We start from the raw sequence: 25,816 nt of genomic DNA, 5'->3' as shown, positions 1-25,816 counted from the left end.
GGCCAGGCAAGGAACACGAAGGGTCGTGAGCAGAGCAGCCGGCGAGGACCGGGAGTGCAGGACGGGGGCCGGGCTGGTCCGGCCGGGCCGTCGGTCAGTAGATCGGGATGCTTGTCTGCACCGATATACAGTCACCCTCGCCCGCTGCTGGCTCGTAGCACCGGTGGCCTGCGGTGACGGGTGGCTCGGGGGTGTCGCATCCAAGAGCGGCCCCCGATACGGACCCGGGATCGGCCCCGGATACGGGGGGTAAAACGCCAACGGGCATTCCCGCGTGTTTCCCTCGGCTTCTCTGGTGGCTCGCAGGGCGCTGACCTGCGGTTCAGGTGCGGGTTCGGGTACAGAGGAGAGTCTGCGGGGCGGGGCCAGGTGTGATGACTCGTACCCCAGAGGGAACGGCGTCTGCCGTCTCAACGAGTGTCAGACGCCGCGCGAGATCGGCATTCCTGTCACGCCCCACCAGGCACAACCATCCAGGCCACCTTCACCGCCGCCCCGCCCCCATCACACCTGAACCCCCAGGCTCCCTTGGTGAGTTGATCGACGATCCGCATCCCACGACCGCGCTCGGCCAGCAACTCCAGCAAGGCATCCAGCCCGCCGCCACGCGCTTCCGGGTCCGGCTCGAAGGGTGCCGCGGCCGGGAACGAGGGAATCTCCGGGATCTGCGGGTCGCCGTCCTGGACTTCGCAGAGCAGCTCGGCGGCGGTGCGGCGCAGTCGCAGCTCGTACGGGCCCACCGCGTGCTCGGTCGCGTTGGCGACCAGCTCGGATGCGGCGAGCACCGCGTCGCTGATCGCCGCGCCGTCGCAGCCAAGTTGAGCCAGCACCCGCCGCAGAACGGTACGCGCCTGGGAGACCGAGTTGGGGGTGCGGGCGGTCCAGCGGAACAACACCACCGTGGTGCCGATCTGAGAACGGGGCGTGTACGTCATCGCCGCCCCCCGTGCGCCGCGTGGCGGCCCCGGACGATGCGGCGGTGCCGTCCGCGCCCGGGGCGTACGCAGCCACGCGCCTCCGTCAGGGCGAACGGGCCGACCGCCTTCAGGTACGGGAGCAAGAGAGCGGCGATGAACAGAATGGGTGCCACGGCAAGAACCTCCCGATGATCGCGATGAGGAACGCGACCACCACACCTCGCCTCCGCGAAGAGCGGAAGCCCGTTCTCATCAGGTCTTTTGAAGTTCTTCGGCGCCGACATGCGTCGGGGCGGAGTCCTCGTCGACAACCGCCAACAGTCTTGTAAATCGAGAGGACTACGTCACGATCGGGCTCATCGCGTCAATTCCGGCACCACAAGATCCCTCTCGAATCCCCGGCAAGTTCTGGCAAGTTCCTCGTCCCGCCCACCAGTCACGGGCAAGCTCTGGCATAGAGATCGCGACCGGCATCCCAGGAGGAGATCATGGCCCTGCGCAAGCTCGGCAAGGACCCGGAAAGCCCCAGTGGCGGTTCGCCCACCGTCTACCTCGACGAGGAGAAGGACACCTACCTCGTGCAGGGGTGGAAGGTGGACGACCCGGAGCACCTGGCGGCGATGGACATCCCCGGTCACGAGACGGTGGTGGAGATCCCCCGGCGCATGGTGCAGTTCTTCCTGGAGGTGAAGAAGGATGACGAGGCCCCCGACGTTTGAGGAGCTGTTCCGCGACTGCCGGAGGGCAGCCGTCCATCTGGAGATGCGGGACGCCTACATGAAGTCGGACCCCGCCTTCATCGACTGGAAGGCCGGCAAGGTCCTCGACCCGGCCGAGCGCTGGGGCAACTGGCACAGCCTCGTCACGGAGGCCACCTCTCGCGGCGTCGAGGTCCGCCGCGCACGCGTCGTCTCGACGCCCGTCAGCGAGTACATCCGCTTCGAGCACGACGTGACGGACGGGCTGAACATAGCTGCTGGTGAAGCGGTGCGCTGGCTCTCGCGGCGCAGCGCCACCGACCTTGCGCTGCCGGGAAACGACTTCTGGCTTTTCGACTCCAGCCTCGTCCTTGTAAATCACTTCGATGGCGAGGGCGAAAACATGGAGATCGAACTCACGGAAGACGCTGAAATGGCGAAGCTCTGTGAGTCGGCATTCGAAGCTGTGTGGAAAAGGGCTACTCCACGCGCAGAGTTCCAGTTGGACTGACGGCTTGAACTTCCCCGTCGGAACGAAATGACATCGCCCTCATCGAGCGTTCAAGAAGCGCGCAAGGCACTGGGAAAGCGCATGGCCGAAATCAGGCTCGGCGCCGGACTCACCAAACGCGCACTGGCCAGCATCCTCGGCTGGCATGAATCGAAGGCTTCGCGCTTCGAGAGCGGCACCCGTGCCCCCTCGGAGCGCGACCTTCGCATGTGGTGTTCGGCTTGCGGCGCGGAAGGAGAAATAGAAGATCTCATCTCGACCGCCCGCGGAATCGAGGGCATGTATGTCGAGTGGCGCAAGATGGAACGCCACGGGCTCAAATGGGCTCAGGAATCCGTTCTCCCGCTCTGGGAACGCACCCAGCGCTTCCGCATCTACTCACCGTGGCTCATCCCCGGCCCCGTGCAGACGGCCTCGTACATCTCCGCACTGCTGACCTCCCTCCGCGACCGGCGCGGTCTCCTCATCGACGACGTGCCGACGGCCGTCCAGGTACGGGTGGACAAGCAGAAGATCGTCTACGGCAACCACACGTTCGCCATCCTCCTGGAGGAGAGCGCCCTCCGATATCGCATCGGAGGAACTGACGTGATGGCAGGCCAGCTTGGCTACCTCCTCAGCGCGATGGCACTGCCTGCGGTGAGCATCGGCATCATCCCCCAGAACGCCGACCGGTCGACCCTCTGGCCGGTCGAGGGATTCTTCCTGTACGACGACGAGACCGTGAATGCCGAACTCGTCTCAGCGCACCTCACCGTCATACAGAGACACGAACTTGCCATGTATGCCCAAACGTTCAGCGAACTAGCGGAACTTGCCGTCTACGGATCGGCAGCACGCGAGATCATCACCTCTGCCATCGAATCCCTAGGGTGAATGCCGGGCAAGTTCCGGCACATTCGTGGAGCCCCTCTCCCGCCCTCCGTAGTTTATGGAGCACGACCGAATCTGATCCCGCGCTCCGGAGGGACGGAGGCAGCAATGATTGTGGCAAGTACTGGCAAGGCAATTGAGGAATCCGGCAGCCCTGCGGAAGACCCCGAAACGATCGATATCGAGGGCGTTTCCGCACGGACCGAGCTTGTTCTCGGAATGCAGCTGAGCACCACCACCCGCGAGGACATGGAGCGATCGCTGCCCGCGGTCGTTGCGCACCTGAACCGCCTCTTGGACGTGGATCTGGGACAGAACAAGGACCCGGGCGTGCAGGCGCTGATGCGCGACGGCATCCGCCTGATCGAGCACGGGAAGCGCCCCACCACGGAGACCCCTACCTTCGGGGTCTTCCTCTATCTCCGGGACACCGCCCTCATCGCGCGGCGACTGCTGTGGGTCTACGCCGAGCAGAACGGGGTGAGTACACCGTGACCACCCCACGCGACTCAACAGCGATCTGGCGGACCGCCGCAGAGATTCACGGTTCCCCGGCCCGTGCCTCATGAGTCCGGCCCAACAGCAGCTGGCCTACGTCGCCTGCATTGTGGCGCGCTGCGCCGCCCTGGTGTTCGGCATCTGGAGGGGCTGAATGTACGAGCACAGGGCCACGGACCCGGCCCCCATGCCCCGTCCACCACCGGGCATGGTCGCCTCCCTCCGCCAGCCCGGCGAAGTCCGCGTCGGCGATTACATACGCCTGGACGGCACGTACCTGCAGGTGCAGGACATGCGCGCTCTCGGCATAGCGGGTCACCGCGTACTGATCTTCTCCGACCACCAGCCGTGGGTCATGCGCAAAGCGACCACCACGTACCGGATGCCCGACTACCGCTGACCCCGGCTCTCCGCCAGCGGCTTCCACTTCTCATCAGCCACTCACCGCGTGAGGAGCTTCGCCATGCGCTTCCGCAAGATTCACGGGGCAGGCAACGACTTCATCCTGCTCTCCGCTCCCGACTCCGGCAGCGAGAAGGACTGGCCGAAGGAGGCGGAGCGCCTCTGCGCCCGCCAGACCGGTATCGGCGCCGACGGGCTCGTCGTCAGTCGCCTGCTCTCCGGTGCCCCCGCCGTCCTTGACGTCGCCTGCTTCAACGCGGACGGCTCCACCGCCACCATGTGCGGGAACGCCTTACGGTGCGCCGCCTGGGCGGCACGCCACGATCACGGCTTCCGCGAGATGACCCTCCGCATGGCCGGGGTGGAGCACGAAGCGGTCGTGCGGGAGGGCTCCGTTTGGGTCACGGCCGAAGTCGGTGCGGTCCATCCGCGACGCGTGCACGCCATGGTCAATGGCAGGCCGACGTGGTTCGACAGTGCACACACCGGCACGGAACACGTCGTCGCCATCGTGTCCGACCTGGAAGCCATCGACACGGACCTCGTCGGCCGGCTCGTCCGCCACCACCCCGGCCTCACCCCTCTCGGAACGAACGTCAACTCCGTTCAGGCCGCCGGGAGCCAGGCGCTCAAGATCCGTACTTACGAGCGCGGCGTCGAGGCCGAGACCCTGTCCTGCGGCAGCGGAGCCGTCGCGGCCGTCGTCATCGCCACCCTGCGCGGCCTCGTCGCGCCGCGCACCGTCACCGTTCACAACCGCGCCGGAAAACCACTCACGGTCCGGCCCCACCGCGACCGGCCACGTCGCGCCCAGTGGGTCGGCGGCCCGGTCACCCACACCTTCGAAGGGACCCTCGCATGACCCTCTTCCTCGGCCCCGGCCCGGACTCCGCCGCGCGGAAGGCGGCCGACGATCTGCGCGCGTGGGGGCACAACCGCCAGGGCCTCAACGTGGCCCTGATCTACGGCCCGGTCTCGGCCGAGGATCGCCTCTACCACTCGAAGTGCCCCGTCGCCCAGCGCTCCGTAACCGCACTCTCCGCCTCCCTGGAAGAGATCGGCGCTCACTGGTCGGTGCTCGACCCCTGCCGACCGGCCTTCATCGAGGAGCTGTCCACGTACGACGTAGCCCTCTCCAACCTCCATGGCCCGTACGGAGAGGACGGGCGTCTGCAGGGCCTGCTCGACTACCTCCGCGTGCCGTACTGCGGCAGCGGTGTCAGCGCATCCGCGGTGGCCGCCGACAAGATCCTCTGCAAGCGAGTGATGAGGAGCCTCGGAGTCCCCACGCCGGGATGGTCGGTCTGGTCGGGCGGCCCCGCAGTCTGGCCAGGACGGCCCGTCATGATCAAGCCACCCTTCGGAGGCTCCAGCGTGGGCTTGAGCCTCGTCCGCGAACAGACAGACCTTGCCCGTGCCTTGCACGACGCTGCCGGCGGAACCCGGGAGGACGTACTGATGGAGGAGTACATCACCGGCACACCGCTGACCGTGGGCCTCCTGGAGCTCCCCGGCAACACGGTCGCCATCTTCCCGCCACTGGCCACGGAAGCCCTCGATGCCGAGTTCTACGACGCCGACACCAAACTCGACGCGGAATCCCAAGGCGCCGTCTCCGTACAGGTCGCCGACCTGGCACCCGAGACGGTAGCCAGGATCACGGAGCACGGCAGAGCCCTGTGGGACGGACTCGGCCTGCGCGGTTCAGCCCGCATCGACTTCATGCTCACCCCGGACAACCGGCCGTACGTCCTGGAGGTCAACTCCACACCCGGCATGTCGCGCGACAGCAACTTCGTCGTGGGCGCGGCACTGCTCGGCTTCACGCACACGGATGTCGTACTGGCGATGCTCCGCGAGGCGCTCGCTCGCCCGCCCTACGATGTCCCCCTGCCCACTCCCGCGTTCGCCAGCACGACCAGGACCCGGGAGGCTGCCGTCTCGCCGTAGGAGCCAGCCAACTGTGCCGCACGTCCACGAAGTCCCCATGTGCCGACAACTCATCACCCCCAAGGAGTGGGAACTACAAGGGGGTTGGGCGCTGGGAAACCGGATCGAGTGGTCCAACCGGGCGTGCGGCCTGGCATCCCTGCGGATGATCCTCATCGCTTACGGACGCACGGCCCCCACGGTCACCGAGCTACTGAAGCTCGCCGTGAAACACGAGGTCCTGACCCCACGCGGAGCACTCCACGCAGGAGTCGCCACCCTGGCGACGGACCTCGGCATCCCTGCGACCGCCGAGCCCGTCCCCGTCGAAGATCTCCTCGCGCGCCTGAACGAAGCCCCGCTCATCGTGTCCGCGACGGAACAGTTTCCCGACGACGGCCGAAGAGGCGGACACCTGGTCGTCCTCCGCGGCTACGAGGCTGGCCCGGACCCAGTCATCCACTTCCGAGACCCATCGGCCTGGGGCCAGACCCACGACTGCATCCCCCTCAGCCGCCTGGCCCCTTCCTACACCGGCCGCGCGATCACCTTCGCGCCCCTGAACAGCGGAGAATCCTGATGACGGCAACGGAAACCCCCGCCTCCGAGCCTGAAGATGAAGCCACCGACCCCAGCGGCGGCCGAACGATCGCCGTACTCGGCGAAATGCTGGAACTGGGCGACGAAGCCCACCGCGAGGTCGGACGCATGGCAGGCCAGTGCGGCATCGACATGCTCATCGGAGTCGGCGGCGACCTCGTCAAACAAACCGCCCTGTACGCGGGTGCGGCCGGCGTCCCCGACATCGCGCTGGTCGCCGACAACGACACAGCAGCGGCCTACCTCGACTCCATCCTCCGCCCCGGCGACAAGGTCATCGTGAAGGCTTCGCGCTCGGGTCAGCTTTGGCAGGTCGCTCAACGTCTCACGGGGCAACCCGTCACCGGGTTCTGAGCCGACCCGCAGGGTGCTGGACTCGTCACCTGGCTCGACGTCTGCCGCAGGATGCAAAAAGAAGTCAGAGCACCTCGAGATGGCTGCCAACGGCTACGCGTCGCGCAGACGTTGAGCGTGCCCGCCAAGGCCGCTTCCCTCGGCTGCAACGCACGGTGGTGGGTCGACAGTCATCAACCGCCGCACGAGGCACGCTATATGATGGTGTGTCGGGGAAGTGTGATGCCTGCGTCAACAACTGCGACCGGGCACTTCTGATCTGCGGCGAGGCGGCCCACTCGGCGCGATAGAGCGGAGCGGCTGAGAATAGTGCACCTCCACAGCTACACCGTGTGCGGCTTCCGCTCACTCAACTATGTAGAGAACATTCCGGTCAGCACACCGACGATCCTCGCCGGTCCGAACGACGGTGGGAAGAGTGCTGCCCTCGCTGCCCTCGCGTTCCTTGTCGGCGACCACCAGTTGCATGACGACGACCGTACGTACGAGCTTACGGATGACGTCGATAGTGACGGCCTGCCTCGCGTGTCCCGTTGCGCGTCTACCTGGGTCGAGGGGGGCTTCACGCTCGACCTATGGGAGCAGGAGGAGTTCGACCTCCCCGAGAACGTACGTGTACGTCGTCGGATGGATTTTGACTGCACACCTGTGTTGGAGTGTTTGGCCCCCCTGCCGGACGACGAGCGAATCCGAAACTTGTCTCAGCTGTCGGTAACCGAGGTCAGGGGGTTGGGCAAGGAGTTGCTGCCCGAGTTGGCGACCATCAAGCGAGCCGAAGTTGAAGCAGCCCTGATTAAGTACGGCCGGGCACATTCCACCGGGTCGGACTGGGTACCTGCGCCGAAGACCATGGAACGTCGCCTTCCTCGCCTGTTGCCGTTCGACGGCAAGTCGGCCAACCCCGACAGCGCCGTCCGGACAGCACTAACTGGGCGCTTCCAGGCTCACATGGCGGACCCCCACCTCCAGGGGCGCCTCCAGAAGATCGAAGACGACGTAAAGGAGCGTCTCCGCGACGACGCCAAGTCAATGTGCGAGCACATTCGTTCGCGGTGCGGCGACCTCACCGATGTCTCCGTCGAGCCCGAGGTCTCCTTCCAACATGGCCTCAGGGGAGCCCCCCTGCGTATCGCCCGGTCAACGGGTGAGTCCGTGGGGCTGGGCCGCTCCGGGCAAGGAAGTTCCCGGCGCATTGCCCTCGCGATCTGGGAATGGAGCAGCCAGCTCCTCGTCACCGATGAGCTCAGCGGCATTGCAGCCTCCGCTGAGTCTGGTGCTGATGAGGAGCCGCCCCCGCCGCCCGTACAGACGATCGTGGTCTATGACGAACCAGACACACACCTCGACTACGGGCACCAGCGCAAGATCATGCAACTGATCCGTGACCAGAGTGCGCTGCCTCACGTGAACGTGATCGTCGCTACCCACTCGATGAACCTGATTGACGGTGTCGACATCGCGGACGTCGTCCACCTTCGGTTGGAGGACAGTCGTTCCGTTATAGATCGGCTTGGCGTCAACAGCCATCACGAGATCGATATCCACCTTGGCCGGATCGCCGCTGCAGTTGGACTCCGCAACTCCGTCCTTTTGCACGAGCGCAGCTTCCTCGCTGTCGAAGGGGAAACGGAGCAGCGGGCGATTCCAGTGCTGTTCCAGTTGGCAGAGGGGCAGTCACTCCAATCAGCCGGTATCGCGCTATGGGCCTGCTTCAATAACGAAGGAGCACTCCATCTTGCTCGCTACCTGGTCACGCATGGCCGTTCTGTAATGCTTGTGGTGGATGCTGACAGTCGAAGTGCCCGCAATGGAATGTTCAAGCCTGACAGCCTCCAGAGGCACTTCGGTAACTCCTTCGACGACTACGTTCGCTTCGTTGGTGAACCCGACGCGTTTAACGAACTGGAGGAGCTCTTCCCCGACGTCTTGTGGGCCGAGGTGGCCAATCAGGTGTGGCCGAAGGAGCAGCCCTGGACTCCAGAGGACTTTACTTCCCACCGCACAGCAAAGAAGTTCAGTAGGGCTGTGGAGGAAATGCTTCGGGTGGGCAGCTCCCGTGGTCCAAGTGGCAAGCCCGACATGATGTACGAGCTGGCGAGTGCACTTACCAGCCGTGAGCAGGTCCCCTCCCAGCTCCGTGAAATCTTCGGGCAGCTCAAAAAGCTAGCCTCGATCTAAGTAAGCGCATGGCGGTCCCATGTCCACTCTGTTCATGTCGCTGACGTCGCCGCGCTAGCATGCGCTGCTTTCGCTGCTCAAGCGTCGGTGGCTCCCACTTATGCCACCCCACGGGTGGCTTCCACCTCTGAGCATGCTCGCGCGCGTCCAAGCCACACCACCGGCACCCGCTTGGAGCAGGTATTCGCTGGTCAGAGGCGTTTCGACTCTCAGTCATTAGTTCTCCTCCCCACAAGTGATTCTTCCCTACGCCACTGACATCACCCCTCCTGTAGAGGGGGATATTTCGATTATTAGGGTTCATTTCGACAATGGCGCATTGAAGGGGATCGTAAACCCCTGTGCGTACCCCCTGAAGGCCCCACCGCGCCGCCCAAGGGTGATTGTTAGAGGTCGTACGCATGGTCGGCTGCCGTTCCGAGCCTGCCCGCCAGACGCGGTGTGTCGCGGGCGCATGGGGCGCCGGGTGGGCATGACGGATTCCGCTCACGGGCTCAGCGGGGGTCGACCAGCACCAGGCATTTCCGGTGAGTCGGCACCTTCGCGACCAGCGAATCGCCGGTGGTGCCATCCGGTGGTGGGGCGTGACCCCTCGTGGTTAGCGGCCCCTGGCTGGGGGTCGAAGCTGTGGTCGGGCCGGTGTCGAGCCCGTCGGCGCCCCCGTCAGCGGCCCCGTATGGGCGGCCACGGGGCCCGGCGGCGTTGCCTGGCCCCAGGTGTGTGACCACCCGGAGCGCTCGGTGCGCGGGGGGTCGCATGCCCTCCCCCGCTGTGACTTCCCGCGGCAATGCCCCACCACACTGCCGCCCCGCCAGCCAAATTCCAGCCGCCGTACAGAGAACGACGAATGACGACAGGTGACGAAACGTCAGATCGTCCAGCCAAAATCCAGCCACGGGTACGCGAATGGGGCCGACCCCCACTCGGGCCGACCCCGTCTGACCTGCGAACTTGACTAGTTCGTGCGATCCACGCTAACGCGTGCTCTATACGTTGAAGCGGAACTCCACCACGTCCCCGTCCTGCATGACGTACTCCTTGCCCTCCATGCGGGCCTTGCCCTTGGCGCGGGCTTCGGCGACGGAGCCGGTTTCGACCAGGTCGGCGAAGGAGATGATCTCGGCCTTGATGAAGCCCTTCTGGAAGTCGGTGTGGATGACACCGGCCGCCTCGGGGGCCGTGGCGCCCTGGGGAATGGTCCAGGCGCGGGTCTCCTTGGGGCCTGCCGTGAGGTAGGTCTGGAGGCCGAGGGTGGCGAAGCCGACGCGGCCGAGGGTGGCGAGGCCGGGCTCCTCCTGGCCCATGGACTGGAGGAGTTCGAGGGCCTCTTCGTCGTCGAGCTCGATGAGCTCGGACTCGATCTTGGCGTTGAGGAAGATGGCCTCCGCCGGGGCGACCAGCGCGCGCTGCTCGTTCTTGAAGTCCTCGTCGACCAGCTCGTCCTCGTCCACGTTGAAGACGTACAGGAACGGCTTGGTGGTGAGGAGGTGCAGCTCGTGCAGGAGGTCGCCCTGCTCGGTGCCCTTGGTGATGCCGGCGGAGAAGAGCGTCTCACCCGATTCGAGGATCTTCTGGGCCTTCTCGACCGCGGCGAGCACCGCGACCTTCTCCTTCTGGAGGCGGGACTCCTTCGTGAGGCGCGGCACCGCCTTCTCCACGGACTGGAGGTCCGCGAGGATCAGCTCCGTGTTGATCGTCTCGATGTCGTCCTTGGGGGACACCTTGCCGTCGACGTGGACGACGTTCTCGTCCTTGAAGGCGCGGATGACCTGGCAGATCGCGTCGGACTCACGGATGTTCGCGAGGAACTTGTTGCCCAGGCCCTCGCCCTCGGACGCACCGCGCACGATGCCCGCGATGTCCACGAAGTCGACCGTGGCGGGAAGGATCTTCTGCGAGTTGAAGATCCCGGCGAGGACGGCCAGGCGGGCGTCGGGCACGCCCACGACACCCACATTGGGCTCGATGGTGGCGAACGGGTAGTTGGCCGCCAGCACGTCGTTCTTGGTCAGGGCGTTGAACAGGGTCGACTTGCCGACATTCGGCAGGCCGACGATTCCGATCGTGAGCGACACGTTGGCGACTTCCCGTAGCGAGAGAGAGCTGGTACCGGCCCGGGGCGGGCCGACCGATCCCCCAGTTTACGGGCGGGGGGCGGGGGTGTCGTACGAGAGGACCGGGTACCGCTTCGGTACGCTGCCCGACCCGTCCGCCCCGTACGTCCCGTACGGCGTCGAACGCAACGCCAAGCTCACCCAAAGGGCGTGTCCAAGTCCGGAATCCGCCAGTCCGGCGACCTACGTTGGTTCGGTGGAGCAACCCAGGACCCGACCCCGCCCCCCGCAGCGCCGGCCGCACCACATCGCCGCGCAGGGGGTCACCGCCGAGACCACGACCGTCTACCGGGGTGCGGGGCGGCCCGTGGCGCCCGTGCTGCTGGCGTTGCGCAGGCTGCCCAACCCGCGGCTGACCGGGCTCGGCGGTGGCCTGTTCGCCTCGCTGACCATGGTGGCGCTCGCGCTGCTGGACAAGCTGCTGTTCGGCGGCTCGCCCGTCGTGTACGGAGTGCTGTTCCTGCCGGTCAGCCTGGTCACCGCGCTGTGGGTGCGGTCCGCCGACCTGGTCACCGCCCCGATCAGCGTGCCGATCGCCTTCGCCTGCGGGCTGGTGCCGATCGCGGGCGGCTCGGACGGGTTCGGCAGCCGGCTGATGGCCATCGTGACGGCCCTCGCCGTGCACGCGGGGTGGCTGTACGGCGGGACGCTGATCGCCGGCCTCGTCGCCAGCGTGCGCAAGGTCCGGCAGATGGGGCGGCAGCAGGCGGTACGGAGGGCCCAGGCGGCCGGGGCGGGGCGGGCTCCGCAGGTCGTTCAGGTCGCGCAGGTCGCGCGCGTGGCCGGCGCCGGCGGGCCGGGATCTGCGGGCAGCCGACAGCGGGCGGGGGCACCGGGGGCACCGGGGGCACCGGGGGCGACGGGAGTACCAGGAGTACCAGGAGTACCAGGGGTACGGGGGGCAGGTCGGCCGCCCGGCGTAGTACGGAGGCAACGGCCGCGGAGCGAGTAGCGGGCGGGCCAGGCCGGCTGTGGGGCGAGAGGGTGCCTCGCGGTTCGGTTGTGCGGCGGGCCAGCCGTGGGGCGAGTGGGGCGCCCGGTGATCGCCCGTGCGGCGGGCCGGCCACGGAGTGAGTGAGCACCCTGCGATCCGCCCGTGCGGCGGGCCGGCCACGGAGTGAGTGAGCACCCTGCGATCCGCCCGTACAGCGGGCCGGCCACGGAGTGAGTGAGCACCCTGCGATCCGCCCGTACAGCGGGCCGGCCGTGGGGCGAGAGGGCCGGCCGAGTAATGGACGGCCGGCCCACTCGCTCGGTGGTCGGATGGGTGGTGAGACAGCGGCAGGCCCGGCGGGCGGGTGGCCTGCTGCGGCGTTCGGTCGGTGCTTGGTCGCGGCCTCAGTGCCTGGCGGCGGGCCCCCATGCCTGGCGGCGGGCCCCATGCTTGGGGGCGGGCCCCATGCTTGGCGGCGGCCTCCGTGCTCGGCGGCAGCCTCAGTGCTTGGCGGCAGCCATCGCCGCGCCCACGATCCCCGCGTTGTTCTGCAACTGGGCCGGGACGATCTCCGCGCGGATGCCGTCGAGCAGCGGCAGGAACTTGTCCGCCTTGCGGCTGACGCCGCCGCCGATGATGAAGAGCGACGGCGAGAAGAGCATCTCGACGTGCGCGAGGTACTTGGTGACCCGCTTCGCCCAGTGCTCCCAGCTCAGGTCCTCGTCCTCCTTGGCCTTCGTCGACGCGTGCTTCTCCGCGTCGTGGCCGTGCAGCTCCAGGTGGCCCAGCTCCGTGTTGGGCACCAGTTGGCCGTCCAGGAAGAGGGCGCTGCCGATGCCCGTACCGAAGGTGAGCAGGAACACCGTGCCCTTGCGGCCCGAGCCCGCGCCGAAGGTCATCTCGGCGACGCCCGCGGCGTCCGCGTCGTTCAGGACGGTGACCGGCTGGCCGAGCCGCTCGCCGAGCAGGTCCTGGGCGTTCAGATCCACCCAGCCCTTGTCGACGTTGGCCGCCGTGCGGGTGATGCCGTCCGTGACGACGCCCGGGAAGGTGATGCCGACCGGGCCCGACCAGCCGAAGTTGTCGACGACCTCCTTGACGCCGTCGATCACGCTCTCCGGCGTTGCCGGGTGCGGGGTCAGTACTTTGTGCCGCGGCTCGGCAAGGTCGCCCCGCTCCAGGTCCACGGGGGCGCCCTTGATGCCCGAACCGCCGATGTCCACTCCGAACACGTTCATGGACACCACCGTACGACGCACCACCGGCCGCGGTACGGGCAATCCCCGCGCGCCCTACTTCCCTACTTGGTGCCGAGGGCCGCTGCCTCGGCGCGCAGGTCGCGGCGCAGCTCCTTGGGCAGCGAGAAGGTGATCGACTCGTCGGCCGTCTTCACCGTCTCGACGTCGCCGTAACCGCGCGCGGACAGCCACTCCAGCACGCCGTCGACGAGGACGTCCGGCACCGAGGCGCCCGAGGTCAGGCCGACCGTCGTCACGCCCTCCAGCCATGCCTCGTCGATCTCGTCCGCGAAGTCCACCAGGTGCGCCGCGGGGGCGCCGGCGTCCAGGGCGACCTCGACCATCCGGATCGAGTTCGAGGAGTTCTTGGAACCGACGACGATGACCAGCTCGGCGTCCTCGGCCAGCTTCTTCACCGCGATCTGACGGTTCTGGGTGGCGTAGCAGATGTCGTCGCTGGGCGGCGAGAGGAGGTTGGGGAACTTCGACTTCAGGGCGTCGACCGTCTCCATCGTCTCGTCCACGGAGAGCGTCGTCTGGGAGAGCCAGACCACCTTCGACTCGTCGCGGACGCTCACGTTGGCGACGTCCTCGGGGCCGTCGACCAGCGTGATGTGGTCGGGGGCCTCGCCGGAGGTGCCGATGACCTCCTCGTGCCCCTCGTGGCCGATCAGGAGGATGTCGTAGTCGTCCTTCGCGTACCGGACGGCCTCCTTGTGGACCTTGGTGACCAGCGGGCAGGTCGCGTCGATCGTCGCGAGGTTCCGCTCGGCGGCCTCCGCGTGGACGGTCGGCGCGACGCCGTGCGCGGAGAACATCACGATGGAGCCCTCGGGCACCTCCGCCGTCTGCTCGACGAAGATCGCACCCTTCTTCTCCAGGGTCTGCACGACGTACTTGTTGTGGACGATCTCGTGCCGGACGTAGACCGGCGCACCGTACTGCTCAAGCGCCTTCTCGACGGCGATGACGGCGCGGTCCACGCCCGCGCAGTAGCCACGGGGGGCGGCGAGCAGGACACGCTTGTCGCTGCGACGCGCAGTGTCCCCACTCGGGGCGGCGGCGGGCGACGGGCGGGCGGAGGAAGTCATGCCCCCCATCGTAAGGCCGTGCCCGGGAGGCCAAAGATCGCGTACGGGGCAACACTGGACGGGTGATCGACGGCGTGTACGTACGTACGGAGGAATGATGGCTGGGAGTCCTGACGGGACGACAGGACCCACCGGTGCGGCGGGGCCGCGGGGTGCGTCCGGGGCGGGCGGTGCTTCGGGGCCTAGTGGTGCTTCGGGGCCTGGTGGTGCGAGCGACTCCGGGGTGAGTGGCGGGTCCGGTGCGGGTGGTGCGGACATTGCAGGTGGTGTGGGCGGCGCGGGCAGCGCAGGTGGTGTGGGCGGCGCAGGCGGTGCGGGTGGCGGGTCCGGTGCGGGTGGAGGGGCAGGGGGCAGGAGCTCGGGGCTGAAGCGGAGCCTGGGCTTTCGGGACCTGGTCGTCTACGGGCTGCTGTTCATCGCGCCCATGGCCCCGGTCGGTGTCTTCGGCACCCTCGACGCCAAGTCGCACGGCGCCGTCGCACTCGTCTACCTCGTCGCGACGGTGGCGATGGCGTTCACCGCCTTCAGTTACGCCCAGATGGTGCGGGTCGTTCCACAGGCCGGCTCCGTCTTCGCGTACGCCCGCACCGCGCTGGGCGAGGGGCCCGGGTTCGTCGCCGGATGGATGGCGATGCTGGACTACCTGCTGATCCCGGCCGTGGCGTACCTCTTCTCCGGCATCGCCCTGAACGCGCTGATGCCGTCGGTCTCGCAGTGGGTGTGGACGGCCATCGCCGTGGTGGTGACCACCGCGCTCAACATGTGGGGCGTTCGCGCCGCGGCCCGGGTCGGGTTCGCGGTGCTCGCGCTGGAGATCGTCGTACTGCTGGTGTTCGTGGTGGCCGCCGTCGTGGTCCTCGTGCAGGACGGTGCACAGCGGGACTGGCTGTCGCCGCTCGCCGGGGACGGGTCGATGGGATCGTTCTCGCTGGCGGCCGTGCTGGGCGCCGTCTCGGTGGCGGTGCTCTCGTACCTCGGGTTCGACGCGATCGCCTCCTTCGCTGAGGAGGTGACGGGGGGCTCGGCGAAGGTCGCGAAGGCGGTACTGCTGTGCCTGGTGATGGTCGGCGTGCTCTTCGTCGTACAGACGTACCTCGTGGCGCTCCTTTCCCCCGTGACGGCGGCCGAACTCGCGGCCGACCCGGCGAAGCAGGGAACCGCCTTCTACGACGCGGTCGACGGGTCGGTCGGGTCGTGGCTGCACGACCTGGTCGCGGTGAGCAAGGCGATCGGGGCGGCCTTCGCCGCGCTGGCGGGACAGGCGGCGGCCGGCCGGCTCCTGTTCGCGATGGCCCGCGAGCGCCGGTTGCCCAAGGTGCTGTCGCGGGTGGACGCCAAGTCCGGCGTGCCGAGGGTGGCGCTGGGGCTCGCGGCCGTGGTGACGCTGGTCGCGGCGGTGTGGGCGGCGCGGCGCGGGGACGGGATGGACCACCTGGTGTCGGTGGTCGACATCGGCGCCCTGACGGCGTTCGTGCTGCTGCACGCGTCGGTGGTGAGCTGGTTCGCGGTACGCAAGGAGGAGGGGCCGCCGGTGTGGTGGCGCCACGTCCTGGCCCCGGTGGTCGGCGCGGCGATCGCGGTCGCGGTCATCGTGGAGGCGAGCAGGACCGCGCAGGTGGTGGGAGCGGCGTGGCTGGTGGTGGGCCTGGCGGTGCTGGTCGCGCAGCGGGGGCGGCGGGGGCGGGTGGATGCCCGTTAGCCTCGGCTCATGGCTCTCAATACCTCAGCGGACGCCCCCCTGCCGGTCGGTCAGGTCTCGCGGCTGATCGGTGGCTGGATCGACCGGCTCGGTGCCGTATGGGTCGAGGGGCAGATCACCCAGCTCTCCCGCCGCCCCGGCGCCGGTGTCGTCTTCCTCACCCTCCGCGACCCGTCGAACGACATCTCCGTGTCCGTGACCTGCTACCGGCAGGTCTTCGACGCGGTCGCCGACGTCGTCTCCGAGGGAGCCCGGGTCGTCGTCCACGCCAAGCCCGAGTGGTACGCGCCGCGCGGCCAGCTGTCGTTGCGGGCCAGCGAGATAAAGCCGGTCGGCATCGGCGAGCTCCTCGCCAGGCTGGAGCAGTTGAAGAAGTCCCTCGCCGCCGAAGGCCTCTTCACGCTCGACCGCAAGCGGCCCCTGCCGTTCCTGCCGCAGCTGATCGGGCTGGTCACCGGCCGCGCGTCGGCCGCCGAGCGGGACGTACTGGAGAACGCCAGGCACCGCTGGCCCGCCGTCCGCTTCGAGGTCCGGAACGTTGCCGTACAGGGTGTGCACGCCGTTCCACAGGTCGTCCAGGCGGTGCGGGAGCTGGACGCCCTCCCGGCCGTGGACGTGATCATCGTGGCGCGCGGCGGCGGCAGCGTGGAGGACCTGCTGCCGTTCTCCGACGAGCAGCTGATCCGGGCCGTGGCCGCCGCCCGCACGCCCGTCGTGTCCGCGATCGGCCACGAACCGGACTCCCCGCTCCTCGACCTGGTCGCCGACCTCCGGGCCTCCACGCCGACGGACGCAGCGAAGAAGGTCGTACCGGACGTCGGCGAGGAGCTCGACCGCGTACAGGGCCTGCGCGACCGGGCGCTGCGCACCGTGCGGGGGCTGCTCGACCGCGAGGAACGCGGACTGGCCTCCGCCCTGGCCAGGCCGGTGATGGAACGGCCGCAGCGGATGGTCGCGGAACGGGAGGCGGAGGTGGACGCCCTGGTCGCCCGCAGCCGGCGGACGCTGGGCCACCTGCTCGACCGCGCCGAGTCCGAGCTCTCGCACACCAGGGCGCGGGTGGTCGCGCTGTCCCCCGCGGCAACCATGGAGCGGGGGTACGCGGTGCTGCAGCGCGCCGACGGAACGGTGGTACGGGCGCCCGGCGAGGTGTCGGACGGCGACGAGCTGCGGGCACGGGTGTCGGAGGGGGAGTTCGCGGTCCGGGTCGCGGAGCGGGACGCGCCGCGAGACGTGGAGTGACACGCATAGGGTGGAACGCATGGCCAAGACGGATGAAGCCGCAACCAACGCCGCCGCGACGGGCGCCGGAGCCGAGGTCGGCTACGAGCAGGCGCGGGACGAGCTGATCGAGGTGGTACGCCGCCTCGAAGCGGGCGGCACGACGCTGGAGGAGTCCCTCGCCCTGTGGGAACGGGGCGAGGAGCTGGCGAAGGTGTGCCGCCGCTGGCTGGAGGGCGCGAGGGCACGGCTAAACGCGGCCCTGGCCGAACCGGGGGAGCCCGCGGAGCAGGACTGAGCCCGCACCGGCAGGACTGAGTCCGCGCCCGTAGGACTGAGTCCGCGCCCGTAGGACTGAGTCCGCGCCCGTAGGACTGAATCCGCGCCCGTAGGACTGAGTCCGCGCCCGTAGGACTGAGCCCGCACCCGCAGGACTGAGCCCGCGCCCCTTTTGCGGGGGCAGGTGCACCCCGCGCGCGGCCCCGGGCCGACCCACCGCCCCGCTCACGCCCCACTCATGCTCCGCTCAGGCCGTTACCAGCCTCCACAGCGACGTCACCTCCGCGCGGCGCGCCTCGTGCAGCGGGTCCGTGGTGTCCTTCGCGCGGGGGTGGCGCGGGGCGATGTCCAGGCGGTCCAGCACCCGCAGGCCCGCCTTCTCGAAGCGCTCCAGAAGTTCCGCCCGGGTGCGCAGCCCGAGGTGCTCGGCCAGGTCCGAGAGGATCAGCCAGCCCTCGCCGCCCGGTTCCAGGTGGTCGGGCAGTCCGTCCAGGAAGCCCTGGAGCATCCTGGAGTCCGGGTCGTAGACCGCGTACTCGACCGGGGTGCGCGGGCGGGCCGGCACCCATGGCGGGTTGCAGACCACGAGGGGCGCGCGGCCCGGTGGGAACAGGTCCGCCCGTACGACCTCCACCACCTCGCCGAACCCGAACCGCCCGAGGTTCTCCCGCGCGCACTCCAGCGCCCGCGGGTCCTGGTCCGTGGCGACCACCCGGCCCACCCCTCGCCCGGCCAGCACCGCGGCCAGCACCCCGGTACCCGTACCGATGTCGAACGCGGCGGTCAGCGAGGGCAGCGGCGCCTCGGCGACCAGGTCGACGTACTCGCCGCGGGCCGGTGAGAACACCCCGTAGTGCGGGTGGATGCGGCCACCGAGGGCGGGCACCTCCACCCCGTTCTTGCGCCACTCGTACGCACCGACCACCCCCAGCAGCTCGCGCAGCGAGACCGTGTACGGCTCGTCGGCCGGGCCGTACGCGGCCGTGCACGCGGCCGCGACATCCGGCGCCCGGCGGAGCGGCACCAGGTGACCGGGCTCCACCCGTACCACCAGCATGCCGAGAATCCGGGTGCGCCTGGACTGGGCCTGGCGGTGCAGATGGAAGCTGTCGGCCGGGGTCGGCCCCGGCTTCGCGGGCTTGCGGTCGACCCGCCTGGCCAGCGCGGTGAGCAGTTGCCGCGCGTTGTGGAAGTCCCCGCGCCACAGCAGCGCCGTGCCCTCGCAGACGAGCTTGAACGCGGCGTCCGCGGTCGTACGGTCGTCGGCGACGACGACCCGTCGGGGGGCCGGCGCACCGCTCTCCGACCGCCAACGGTTCTCTGCCGCGGTGCCGTCGGCCTCGGTCCACCGGAACATCTCCTGAAGGGTCACCCGCCCAGTGTCCCAGTGCCACGGCCCCCCGAAGCCCGCAGCGGTACCCCGGGGTCGGCCGAGGCCCGCCGTGGGAGCATCGTGCCGCGCCGACCGGGGGCGGGGCAGAACCGGAAATCCGGCAGACCCGAAATCGGCGGGCCGGTTTCTGTTATCCGCCGCCCGGCCCGCGGTCTCCCAGATGTCGGAGCGAGGAAACGTGTGCGTACGGGCCCAGGCGGCCGACCGGACGAATCGGACGAAGAGGGGCGGGCAACCGTGAACAGGGAACACGGAGTCGCGAGAGTCGTGGCGGCGCAGGGCGGCGATCCGCAGGCGCAGGACGAGCTCGTCGCCGCTTACCTGCCGCTCGTCTACAACATCGTCGGGCGGGCGCTGGGCGGTCACGCCGACGTCGACGACGTCGTGCAGGAGACCATGCTGCGCGCCCTCCACGGCCTCGGCACCCTCCGCATCCCGGAGAGCTTCCGGTCGTGGCTGGTGGCCATCGCCATGAACGAGGTACGGCGCCACTGGCAGCGCGAGCAGACGGCTGCCGCACCCGTGCCGGCGGAGCGGGTTCCCGAACTCGCCGACCCCGGCGCCGACTTCGTCGGCCTCACCCTCGTCCGGATGGGCCTCTCGGGGCAGCGCAGGGAGACCGTCGAGGCGACCCGCTGGCTGGACGGCGACGACCGCGCGCTGCTGTCCCTGTGGTGGCTGGAGGCCGCGGGCGAGCTGAACCGGGCCGAGGTGGCGACCGCGCTCGAACTCTCTCCCGACCACACCGCCGTACGCGTACAGCGCATGAAGGCACAGCTGGAGGCTGCCCGGGTGGTCGTGCGGGCGCTGGCCGCCGTCCCCCCGTGCGAGGAGCTGCGGGAGGTACTCGCCCCCTGGGACGGGGCGCCGTCCGCGTTGTGGCGGAAGCGCATCACGCGGCACGCGAAGGAATGTGCGCCCTGCTCGGGCCACCGCAGCGGCCTGGTGCCTGCGGAAGGTCTGCTGGCCGGGTTCGGCCTGGTGCCGGTTGCGGGCGTGCTGGCGGAGCTGGTGAGCCGGGCGGTACGGGACACCGCGCCGGGACCGTCGATGGGCGCGACCGGATCGATCTCCTCCACACAGCCGCAGCCACAGCCACAGCCGCAGTCACAGCCGCAGCCACAGCCGCAGCCGCAGCCGCAGTCACAAGCACAGCCACCGGCTCCGCACCCGCCGGAAGCCCACCTGTCGGACACCTACCCGGAGCAAGCCATGCCCGCTGAGCACCCCTCGTACCCGCACCCGGACCCGGACCCACACCTGGACCCGCACCCGCACCCGGACTCCTACCTCTACGCGGACACCGTGCCCGCCGAGGGGGCGGGTGTCCGTACCGCCCGGCGGCGGCAGCGGACCCGCAGGAGGCGACAAGTGATGGGCGCGGCAGCCCTGTTGGTGTTTGTGGGCGGCGGCTTCGGGGTGTTCCGGATATTCTCCGGCGGATCGGACGGCGGAGCGAGCGAGACGGTCGCCGAGGCCGGGCGGCCGGACCGGCCGGTGCTGCCGGGGGCGAGCGCGAGCCGCAGCGCCGTCCGCACGCCCGGCGCGGTCACCCCCACGGTCTCCGTGAGCCCCACCAGGGCGACGCCCAGCAAGACTCCCACCCCGGCCAGGACCAGCGCGAAGCCTAAGCCGCCGCCCGCGCCCAGGCCGACCAGGACGCCCACTGCCACCCGGACCGCGCGGCCGCCCGCCCCGCCCGCGCCTCCCGCCGGGCCCGCGCAGGAGGTGGTGAACCTGCTCAACGCCGAGCGGGCGAAAGCAGGTTGCGGGGCGCTGAGCAGCAACAGCCTGCTGCGTACCGCCGCCCAGCGGCACTCAGAGGACATGGTCACGCGCGGCTACTTCGACCACACCAACCCGGACGGCGACGGCCCCGGCGAGCGGGTCACCGCGACCGGGTACCGGTGGAGCACGTACGGCGAGAACATAGCCGCGGGACAGTCAACCCCCGCCGCCGTCATGGAGTCCTGGATGAACAGTGCGGGACACCGGGCCAACATCCTCAACTGTTCGTTCAAGGAGGTCGGCATCGGCATCAAGGACGCGTCGGGCGGCATCCGCTGGACGCAGGTGTTCGGCGCCAGGTAGCCCCGCCAGGAGCCCCGCACAGCGAAGGGCGGGGCAGGGCGGGGAAGGGCGGGACCGAGCAGGGCGGGGCAGGGCCGTCAGCGGTCGAACAGTACGGCCCAGTACGGGACAGCGCCGTCAGCGGTCGAACAGACCGTTGAGGTCGCTGTGCGGCACCGCGTCCCGCAGCGCCTCGTAGGTGCCCGAGGTCAGCAGCTCCCGCGTGGCCCGGCGCGCCGCCGCGTACGCGGCTCCCGCGACCGCCCCGCCGAGGCTGACCCGCGCCACCCCCAGCTCCGCCAGCTCGGCGGCGCTGGGGGCGCCGGGGCCGGCCAGGACGTTCAGCGGGGCGTCGACGGCCGCCACGAGCGCGGCGATCGTCTCCGGGTCGGTGACGCCGGGCACGAAGACGCCGTCCGCGCCCGCGCCCACGTACGCGTGCATCCGCCCGATCGTCTCCTCCAGGCGGCCGGACTCCTCGCCGAGGCCGAAGAGGTACGTGTCGACGCGGGCGTTGAGGAACAGCGGCACGCCGCTCTTGTCGGCGGCGGCCCTCGCCGCGGCGATCCGTCCCGCCATCTCCATCGGGCTGCGCGTGCCGTCCTCCAGGTTCACGCCGACCGCGCCCGCCGCGATCACCGCGGCGACCGTCTCGCCGACGCCCTCCGCGGTGTCCGCGAAGCCGCCCTCGATGTCCGCGGTGACCGGTACCTTCACCGCGCCCGCGACCCGGGAGATCAGGTCCAGCGCCCGGTCCCGGTCGAGCGCGTCGCCGTCCGGCGAGCCCAGGCTCCACGCGACCCCCGCACTGGTCGTGGCGACGGCGGTGGCCCCCGCCTCCTCGATCAGCAGCGCGCTCGCCACGTCCCAGGCGTTGGGCAGCAGGAGCGGGGTCTTCGCGGTGGTGTGCAGGGAGCGCAGGAGGGTCGCCTTGTCGTGCTGATTCGTCGTCATGGGAGCAGTTCACCAGGTATGGGCCGCGGGGGCCGGTGAATTTCCGGCCCCTGCATCGGCGGGCTGCCGCGTACGATGCGCGCGGCACCCCCTGACCAGCCCCGACGAGGAGCACCGTACTGATGGCGATACCGCCGCCGCCCCCGGAACAGCCCTGGAACCAGCCGCAGCAGCCCGGCGGGCCCACGCCACCGCCGGAACAGCCCTGGACCCAGCCGATGCAGCCCGGCGGGCCCCCTCCGCGGCCGGTCCCGCCCGCCCACCAGGCCTACGGCACGCCTTATCCGTCGTCGGCCTACGGCGCGCAGCCGTACGGCACGCAGCCGGGCTACGGCGGCCCGCAGCCCTACGGGGCGCCGCCTGCGCCGCCCAGGACCAACGGGATGGCCATCGCCTCCCTCGTCACCGGCATCGTCTGCTGCGTGCCGGTCCTCGGCCTGATCCTCGGGCTGGTCGCGCTGTCGCAGATCAAGAGGCGGGGCGACGCGGGCAAGGGCATGGCGGTGGCGGGCATCGTGCTGTCGTCGCTCAGTGTCGTGCTGGTGCTCGTCGGCATCGTCACCGGCGCCCTGACGAACTTCCGGCAGGGCTTCGAGGACGGCATGAACGAGAACAGGCACGCCGTGGAGGACCTGCGGACCGGGCAGTGCTTCGACACCCCGGACGGCTCGCTGGAGGGCACCACCTACGACGTGTCGCTCCTGGACTGCGGAAAGCCGCACGACGCCGAGGTGTTCGGGACCTTCGACCTGGCCGAGTCCCGCGACTACCCGGGTGACGAGCGGATCAGCACGGTTGCCGACCAGAAGTGCGCGACCGCGGAGAAGAAGTACACCGGCGGGGGCGTCGCCGACGCCGACTCGTACTACCTGATGCCGGACGCACGCGGCTGGCGGCTCGGCGACCGGGGCGTCACCTGTGTCTTCGGCAACGAGTCGGGCGCGAAGCTCACCGGCTCGCTGCGCGGGACGGGAACCGGAGGGGACGGCGGCAGCACCGGGGGCACCGGGGGCACCGATGGCGGCGAGAGCGGCGGGACCACCGGGGGCAGTGAGGACGGCGGGGCCGGCGGGGACGGCGGGGCAGGTGCGGGCCAGGAGGTGTGAGGCCCGGCGGGGGTGTGCGGCTCCGGCGGAGAGGTCAGGCCGCGACCCCATTACCGGGGGGAACATGCCTGGGCAGGGGCGAATCATCACATCGAGTGAAACTCTGGCCTTCGCTTGTGCTCAACAACGGTCGGTTGCCAGGCTGTTGCTGTCTGTCAACCTGATGGGAGTGGCCAGTGACATTCGGTGAGCAGCCGGCCTATCTGCGCGTGGCGAAGGATCTCCGGCAGCAGATCGCCGAGGGGAAGCTGCCGCCGCACACCCGTCTTCCCTCGCAGGCGCGCATTCGCGAGGTGTACGGCGTCTCGGACACCGTCGCCCTGGAGGCGCGCAAGGTGCTGATGGCGGAGGGGCTGGTCGAGGGCAGGTCGGGTTCGGGGACGTACGTCCGGGAGCGGCCGGTGCCGCGCAGTGTGGCCCGTTCCGCCTACCGGGCCGGGGGGTCCTCCACGCCCTTCCGGCAGGAGCAGGCGGCCGACGGGACGCGCGGCACCTGGGAGTCGCGCAGCGAGCAGGTGCCGGCCTCGGAGGAGATCGCGGCACGGCTCGCCATCGGCCCCGGGGAGCGGGTGATGCAGACCCGGTACGTCTTCCGGGACGCGGGGGAGCCGATGATGATCTCCACCTCCTGGGAGCCCCTCGCGGTCACCGGTCGCACGCCGGTGATGCTGCCCGAGGAAGGGCCGTTGGGCGGTTGCGGGGTCGTCGAGCGGATGGCAGCCATCGACATCGTCGTGGACAACGTGGCGGAGGAGGTCGGCGCCAGGCCCGGACTCGCGGACGAGCTGGCCGAGTTGGGCGGCGTGCCGGGTCATGTGGTGCTGGTCATCGAGCGGACCTACTTCGCGTCGGGGCGGCCGGTGGAGACAGCCGACCTGGTGGTGCCCGCGGACAGGTACCGGGTGTCGTACCACCTGCCGGTGAAGTGATCGAGCACCCCAACTGAACTGCGTAATCAGCTGAATTGAAGGCCCTTGGGTGCGCGTCCGGACGGACGCGCACCCAAGGGCCTTCGTCAACTCCCCGGACTTTCTTGGCCAGATCGGTGCCTCTTTGTAAAAAGACATATCCGGTGCGTAAAGGTCAGGCGTAAGGTCGGGCATATGCGTACTGAGGTTTCCTGGGGATTCCTGGCGGCTTACGGGTCGGCGGACGGAGGCACGCGATGAATGACGCCGGTGCACGGCTCCCGTGGTTGGTGGTGCGGCAGGACGACAACGGCAACCGCTATCGCGTGGGCGCGTACGCCACGCGTGCGGAGGCCCAGCAGAAGGCCGACCAACTCGAGAACCGCGGACACAAACAGCTCTATCTCATCGAGCAGGCGGCCACCCGCCAGCCGTGAGACGGGCCGCCGCCCGGCCACGGCCGGTCGGTACCGGGTAGCGGCGCCGGTGTCCGCCACCCGGCAGTGAGCGGTGCGGGACGGGTCCGGTCCCGGCCATCGGTGAAACCGATCAGTTCCCCGATGGACGACCCGCGACCGTAGGCTCCGCCCATGACGGATCGCATTGTCGTGGGCGGAGCCCTCTGCCATCACGGAAGGCTGCTGGCCGCGCGCCGCAGCGCCCCGCCGGAGCTGGCCGGCCGCTGGGAGCTGCCCGGCGGCAAACTGGAGCCGGGTGAGACGCCCGAACAGGCACTCGTGCGTGAGCTGCGCGAGGAGCTCGGCGTGGAGAGCGAACCCGTCGCGCGGATTCCCGGCGAGTGGCCGCTGAAGCCCGGCTACGTCTTCCAGGTGTGGACCGCCCGACTGCTGTCCGGCGAGCCCCGCCCGCTGGAGGACCACGACGAGCTGCGCTGGCTCGGACCCGACGAGAGCGACACGGTGGACTGGCTCGACCAGGACCGCCCGGCAATGGAGGCGGCGATGCGGCTCCTGCGCGCGCACGCGTGAGCGGGGCGTACCCGGGCCGCGCGGGAGCGCGCAGGCCGGTAACGCTCACAGAGGTCCGCCGGGGGCTGAACGGGGCAACGGGACCCAGCGCACGGGCGATCTCGTACGCCGTTCGTGCCACAGTGCGCCCATTGCCGGGATAGCCGAAGCCCGATATCGGGTATGTGCTGATTAACCCCCTGAAAAAGGATGCTCCCTCTTTCTGGGTCCGCTGCTGCTGTACTGGGATGTGGTCGGCGTGCTCGACACCGAAGGCGCTCGCGCCGAGTGGATCTTTCCCGCCGAGCCCGACGCGGTACGCACCGCCCGGCACGCCGTCCGCCACACGCTGGAGACCTGGGGCCTCGGCGAGGTGAGCGACGTGAGCGTGCTGCTGGTCAGTGAGCTGGTGACCAACGCCCTGCGGCACGCGTCCGGACCCATCGGGGTTCGGCTGGTGAGGCTCGACACCTCGGACGCCCGTGCCGGAACCGTGCGGACACCGCCCGCCGTCCTGCGGGTGGAGGTCTCGGATCCGCTTCCGGATCCGCCCCGCGAACGCGCCGCGGGCCCGGACGACGAGGGAGGGCGCGGAATCCAGCTGGTGGCCTGCTCCGCACGGCGCTGGGGGACCCGGCGTGGAAAGACCGGCAAGACGGTGTGGTTCGAGCTGGCTCTGCCCGGTTAGAAGTGTGAAGGGACTTGAACGATCACGACGGCGCCCGAAAGGGTGTCACCGCACCCCGCGCGGGCGGCGAACTACGGCCGAAAAGGGCCGGGGGAAGCCCGGGAGGACGTCGCGATCGTGAACGCCGTGCCGACCGGGGCCGTGGTACTGAATACTGCGGGCAAGGCCGGTTCCGGTGAGGTGAGCTGGAGGG

The 25,816-nt window shown here is 69.7% G+C and carries 26 protein-coding genes; 20 read left to right on the top strand and 6 right to left on the bottom strand.

Features of this window, described 5'->3' with window-relative positions:
- Positions 1 to 449: 449 nt before the first annotated feature.
- Positions 450 to 935, bottom strand: coding sequence for an ATP-binding protein (locus ACIQM4_RS06790; protein ID WP_401587013.1), 486 nt, complete (start codon positions 933 to 935; stop codon positions 450 to 452).
- Between the two features lie 470 nt (positions 936 to 1,405).
- Between ACIQM4_RS06790 and ACIQM4_RS06785 the strand changes: the two genes are divergently transcribed.
- From ACIQM4_RS06785 to ACIQM4_RS06740, 10 genes are all read left to right on the top strand, one after another.
- Positions 1,406 to 1,636: a hypothetical protein gene (locus ACIQM4_RS06785; RefSeq protein WP_401587010.1), complete on the top strand. Its 231-nt coding sequence runs from the start codon at positions 1,406 to 1,408 to the stop codon at positions 1,634 to 1,636.
- Positions 1,614 to 2,126 carry a DUF6879 family protein gene (locus ACIQM4_RS06780; RefSeq protein ID WP_401587007.1) on the top strand — a complete coding sequence of 171 codons (513 nt, stop codon included), beginning with the start codon at positions 1,614 to 1,616 and terminating at the stop codon, positions 2,124 to 2,126. Before ACIQM4_RS06785 ends, ACIQM4_RS06780 begins: the two co-directional genes overlap by 23 nt.
- A gap of 27 nt (positions 2,127 to 2,153) precedes the next feature.
- Entirely contained in the window at positions 2,154 to 3,002 is an 849-nt protein-coding gene (locus tag ACIQM4_RS06775; protein WP_401587005.1) for a helix-turn-helix domain-containing protein, read from the top strand.
- 105 nt (positions 3,003 to 3,107) lie between these two features.
- Entirely contained in the window at positions 3,108 to 3,494 is a 387-nt protein-coding gene (locus tag ACIQM4_RS06770; RefSeq protein ID WP_401587002.1) for a hypothetical protein, read from the top strand.
- A gap of 157 nt (positions 3,495 to 3,651) precedes the next feature.
- The gene (locus ACIQM4_RS06765; RefSeq protein ID WP_401586999.1) at positions 3,652 to 3,897 is read left to right on the top strand and encodes a hypothetical protein; all 246 of its coding nucleotides are present in this window, start codon (positions 3,652 to 3,654) and stop codon (positions 3,895 to 3,897) included.
- 63 nt (positions 3,898 to 3,960) lie between these two features.
- Positions 3,961 to 4,761, top strand: a complete 801-nt coding sequence (dapF, locus tag ACIQM4_RS06760; RefSeq protein WP_401586996.1) for a diaminopimelate epimerase — start codon at positions 3,961 to 3,963, stop codon at positions 4,759 to 4,761.
- Entirely contained in the window at positions 4,758 to 5,849 is a 1,092-nt protein-coding gene (locus tag ACIQM4_RS06755) for an ATP-grasp domain-containing protein (RefSeq protein WP_401586993.1), read from the top strand. The genes dapF and ACIQM4_RS06755 overlap by 4 nt, the downstream gene beginning before the upstream one ends.
- 37 nt (positions 5,850 to 5,886) lie before the next feature.
- Positions 5,887 to 6,408, top strand: a complete 522-nt coding sequence (locus tag ACIQM4_RS06750) for a C39 family peptidase (protein WP_401586991.1) — start codon at positions 5,887 to 5,889, stop codon at positions 6,406 to 6,408.
- Positions 6,408 to 6,782: a glutamate ligase domain-containing protein gene (locus ACIQM4_RS06745; protein WP_401586988.1), complete on the top strand. Its 375-nt coding sequence runs from the start codon at positions 6,408 to 6,410 to the stop codon at positions 6,780 to 6,782. Before ACIQM4_RS06750 ends, ACIQM4_RS06745 begins: the two co-directional genes overlap by 1 nt.
- A gap of 309 nt (positions 6,783 to 7,091) precedes the next feature.
- Positions 7,092 to 8,960 carry an ATP-dependent nuclease gene (locus tag ACIQM4_RS06740; protein ID WP_401586986.1) on the top strand — a complete coding sequence of 623 codons (1,869 nt, stop codon included), beginning with the start codon at positions 7,092 to 7,094 and terminating at the stop codon, positions 8,958 to 8,960.
- Positions 8,961 to 9,946: 986 nt separating this feature from the next.
- Here ACIQM4_RS06740 and ychF read toward each other — a convergent pair.
- Positions 9,947 to 11,035, bottom strand: coding sequence for a redox-regulated ATPase YchF (ychF, locus tag ACIQM4_RS06735; RefSeq protein WP_401586984.1), 1,089 nt, complete (start codon positions 11,033 to 11,035; stop codon positions 9,947 to 9,949).
- A gap of 235 nt (positions 11,036 to 11,270) precedes the next feature.
- Between ychF and ACIQM4_RS06730 the strand changes: the two genes are divergently transcribed.
- On the top strand, positions 11,271 to 12,026 hold the full coding sequence (locus tag ACIQM4_RS06730) for a DUF6542 domain-containing protein (RefSeq protein ID WP_401586982.1): 756 nt from the start codon (positions 11,271 to 11,273) through the stop codon (positions 12,024 to 12,026).
- A gap of 482 nt (positions 12,027 to 12,508) precedes the next feature.
- On the opposite strand, the gene ppgK is transcribed toward ACIQM4_RS06730, so the two are convergent.
- Together ppgK and ACIQM4_RS06720 are read right to left on the bottom strand one after the other, a co-directional pair.
- A complete protein-coding gene (gene ppgK / locus ACIQM4_RS06725; protein ID WP_401586980.1) occupies positions 12,509 to 13,246 on the bottom strand; it encodes a polyphosphate--glucose phosphotransferase in 738 nt (245 codons plus the stop codon).
- Between the two features lie 62 nt (positions 13,247 to 13,308).
- The gene (locus ACIQM4_RS06720) at positions 13,309 to 14,337 is read right to left on the bottom strand and encodes a 4-hydroxy-3-methylbut-2-enyl diphosphate reductase (RefSeq protein WP_401586977.1); all 1,029 of its coding nucleotides are present in this window, start codon (positions 14,335 to 14,337) and stop codon (positions 13,309 to 13,311) included.
- Between the two features lie 97 nt (positions 14,338 to 14,434).
- On the opposite strand from ACIQM4_RS06720, the gene ACIQM4_RS06715 reads away from it, so the two are divergent.
- The 3 genes from ACIQM4_RS06715 to ACIQM4_RS06705 are packed head-to-tail and all read left to right on the top strand — an operon-like array spanning position 14,435 to position 17,555.
- Positions 14,435 to 16,036: an APC family permease gene (locus ACIQM4_RS06715; protein ID WP_401586974.1), complete on the top strand. Its 1,602-nt coding sequence runs from the start codon at positions 14,435 to 14,437 to the stop codon at positions 16,034 to 16,036.
- Between the two features lie 9 nt (positions 16,037 to 16,045).
- A complete protein-coding gene (gene xseA / locus ACIQM4_RS06710) occupies positions 16,046 to 17,278 on the top strand; it encodes an exodeoxyribonuclease VII large subunit (protein WP_401586971.1) in 1,233 nt (410 codons plus the stop codon).
- A gap of 19 nt (positions 17,279 to 17,297) precedes the next feature.
- Entirely contained in the window at positions 17,298 to 17,555 is a 258-nt protein-coding gene (locus ACIQM4_RS06705) for an exodeoxyribonuclease VII small subunit (protein ID WP_401586969.1), read from the top strand.
- 228 nt (positions 17,556 to 17,783) lie between these two features.
- Here ACIQM4_RS06705 and ACIQM4_RS06700 read toward each other — a convergent pair whose 3' ends face one another.
- Positions 17,784 to 18,893: a methyltransferase gene (locus tag ACIQM4_RS06700; protein WP_401588151.1), complete on the bottom strand. Its 1,110-nt coding sequence runs from the start codon at positions 18,891 to 18,893 to the stop codon at positions 17,784 to 17,786.
- A 273-nt stretch (positions 18,894 to 19,166) separates the two neighbouring features.
- On the opposite strand from ACIQM4_RS06700, the gene ACIQM4_RS06695 reads away from it, so the two are divergent.
- On the top strand, positions 19,167 to 21,020 hold the full coding sequence (locus ACIQM4_RS06695; protein WP_401586966.1) for a sigma-70 family RNA polymerase sigma factor: 1,854 nt from the start codon (positions 19,167 to 19,169) through the stop codon (positions 21,018 to 21,020).
- Positions 21,021 to 21,137: 117 nt separating this feature from the next.
- Here the strand turns inward: ACIQM4_RS06695 and ACIQM4_RS06690 are convergent, their stop codons facing one another.
- A complete protein-coding gene (locus tag ACIQM4_RS06690; RefSeq protein ID WP_401586964.1) occupies positions 21,138 to 21,953 on the bottom strand; it encodes an isocitrate lyase/phosphoenolpyruvate mutase family protein in 816 nt (271 codons plus the stop codon).
- Between the two features lie 122 nt (positions 21,954 to 22,075).
- Between ACIQM4_RS06690 and ACIQM4_RS06685 the strand changes: the two genes are divergently transcribed.
- From ACIQM4_RS06685 to ACIQM4_RS06665, 5 genes are all read left to right on the top strand, one after another.
- Complete coding sequence (locus ACIQM4_RS06685) at positions 22,076 to 23,059, top strand: DUF4190 domain-containing protein (protein WP_401586961.1); 984 nt, start codon at positions 22,076 to 22,078, stop codon at positions 23,057 to 23,059.
- Between the two features lie 176 nt (positions 23,060 to 23,235).
- A complete protein-coding gene (locus ACIQM4_RS06680) occupies positions 23,236 to 23,988 on the top strand; it encodes a GntR family transcriptional regulator (protein ID WP_401586958.1) in 753 nt (250 codons plus the stop codon).
- A gap of 236 nt (positions 23,989 to 24,224) precedes the next feature.
- Entirely contained in the window at positions 24,225 to 24,404 is a 180-nt protein-coding gene (locus ACIQM4_RS06675) for an SPOR domain-containing protein (protein WP_401586955.1), read from the top strand.
- 153 nt (positions 24,405 to 24,557) lie between these two features.
- Positions 24,558 to 24,956 carry a (deoxy)nucleoside triphosphate pyrophosphohydrolase gene (locus ACIQM4_RS06670; RefSeq protein ID WP_401586953.1) on the top strand — a complete coding sequence of 133 codons (399 nt, stop codon included), beginning with the start codon at positions 24,558 to 24,560 and terminating at the stop codon, positions 24,954 to 24,956.
- 229 nt (positions 24,957 to 25,185) lie between these two features.
- Positions 25,186 to 25,623 carry an ATP-binding protein gene (locus ACIQM4_RS06665; RefSeq protein WP_401586950.1) on the top strand — a complete coding sequence of 146 codons (438 nt, stop codon included), beginning with the start codon at positions 25,186 to 25,188 and terminating at the stop codon, positions 25,621 to 25,623.
- The last annotated feature ends 193 nt before the right edge of the window (positions 25,624 to 25,816 follow it).

Source organism: Streptomyces sp. NPDC091272 (assembly GCF_044757485.1).
Lineage (GTDB): Bacteria > Actinomycetota > Actinomycetes > Streptomycetales > Streptomycetaceae > Streptomyces.
The sequence above is the reverse complement of the archived record's forward strand: the minus strand, read 5'-3'. Positions and strand labels throughout refer to the sequence as shown.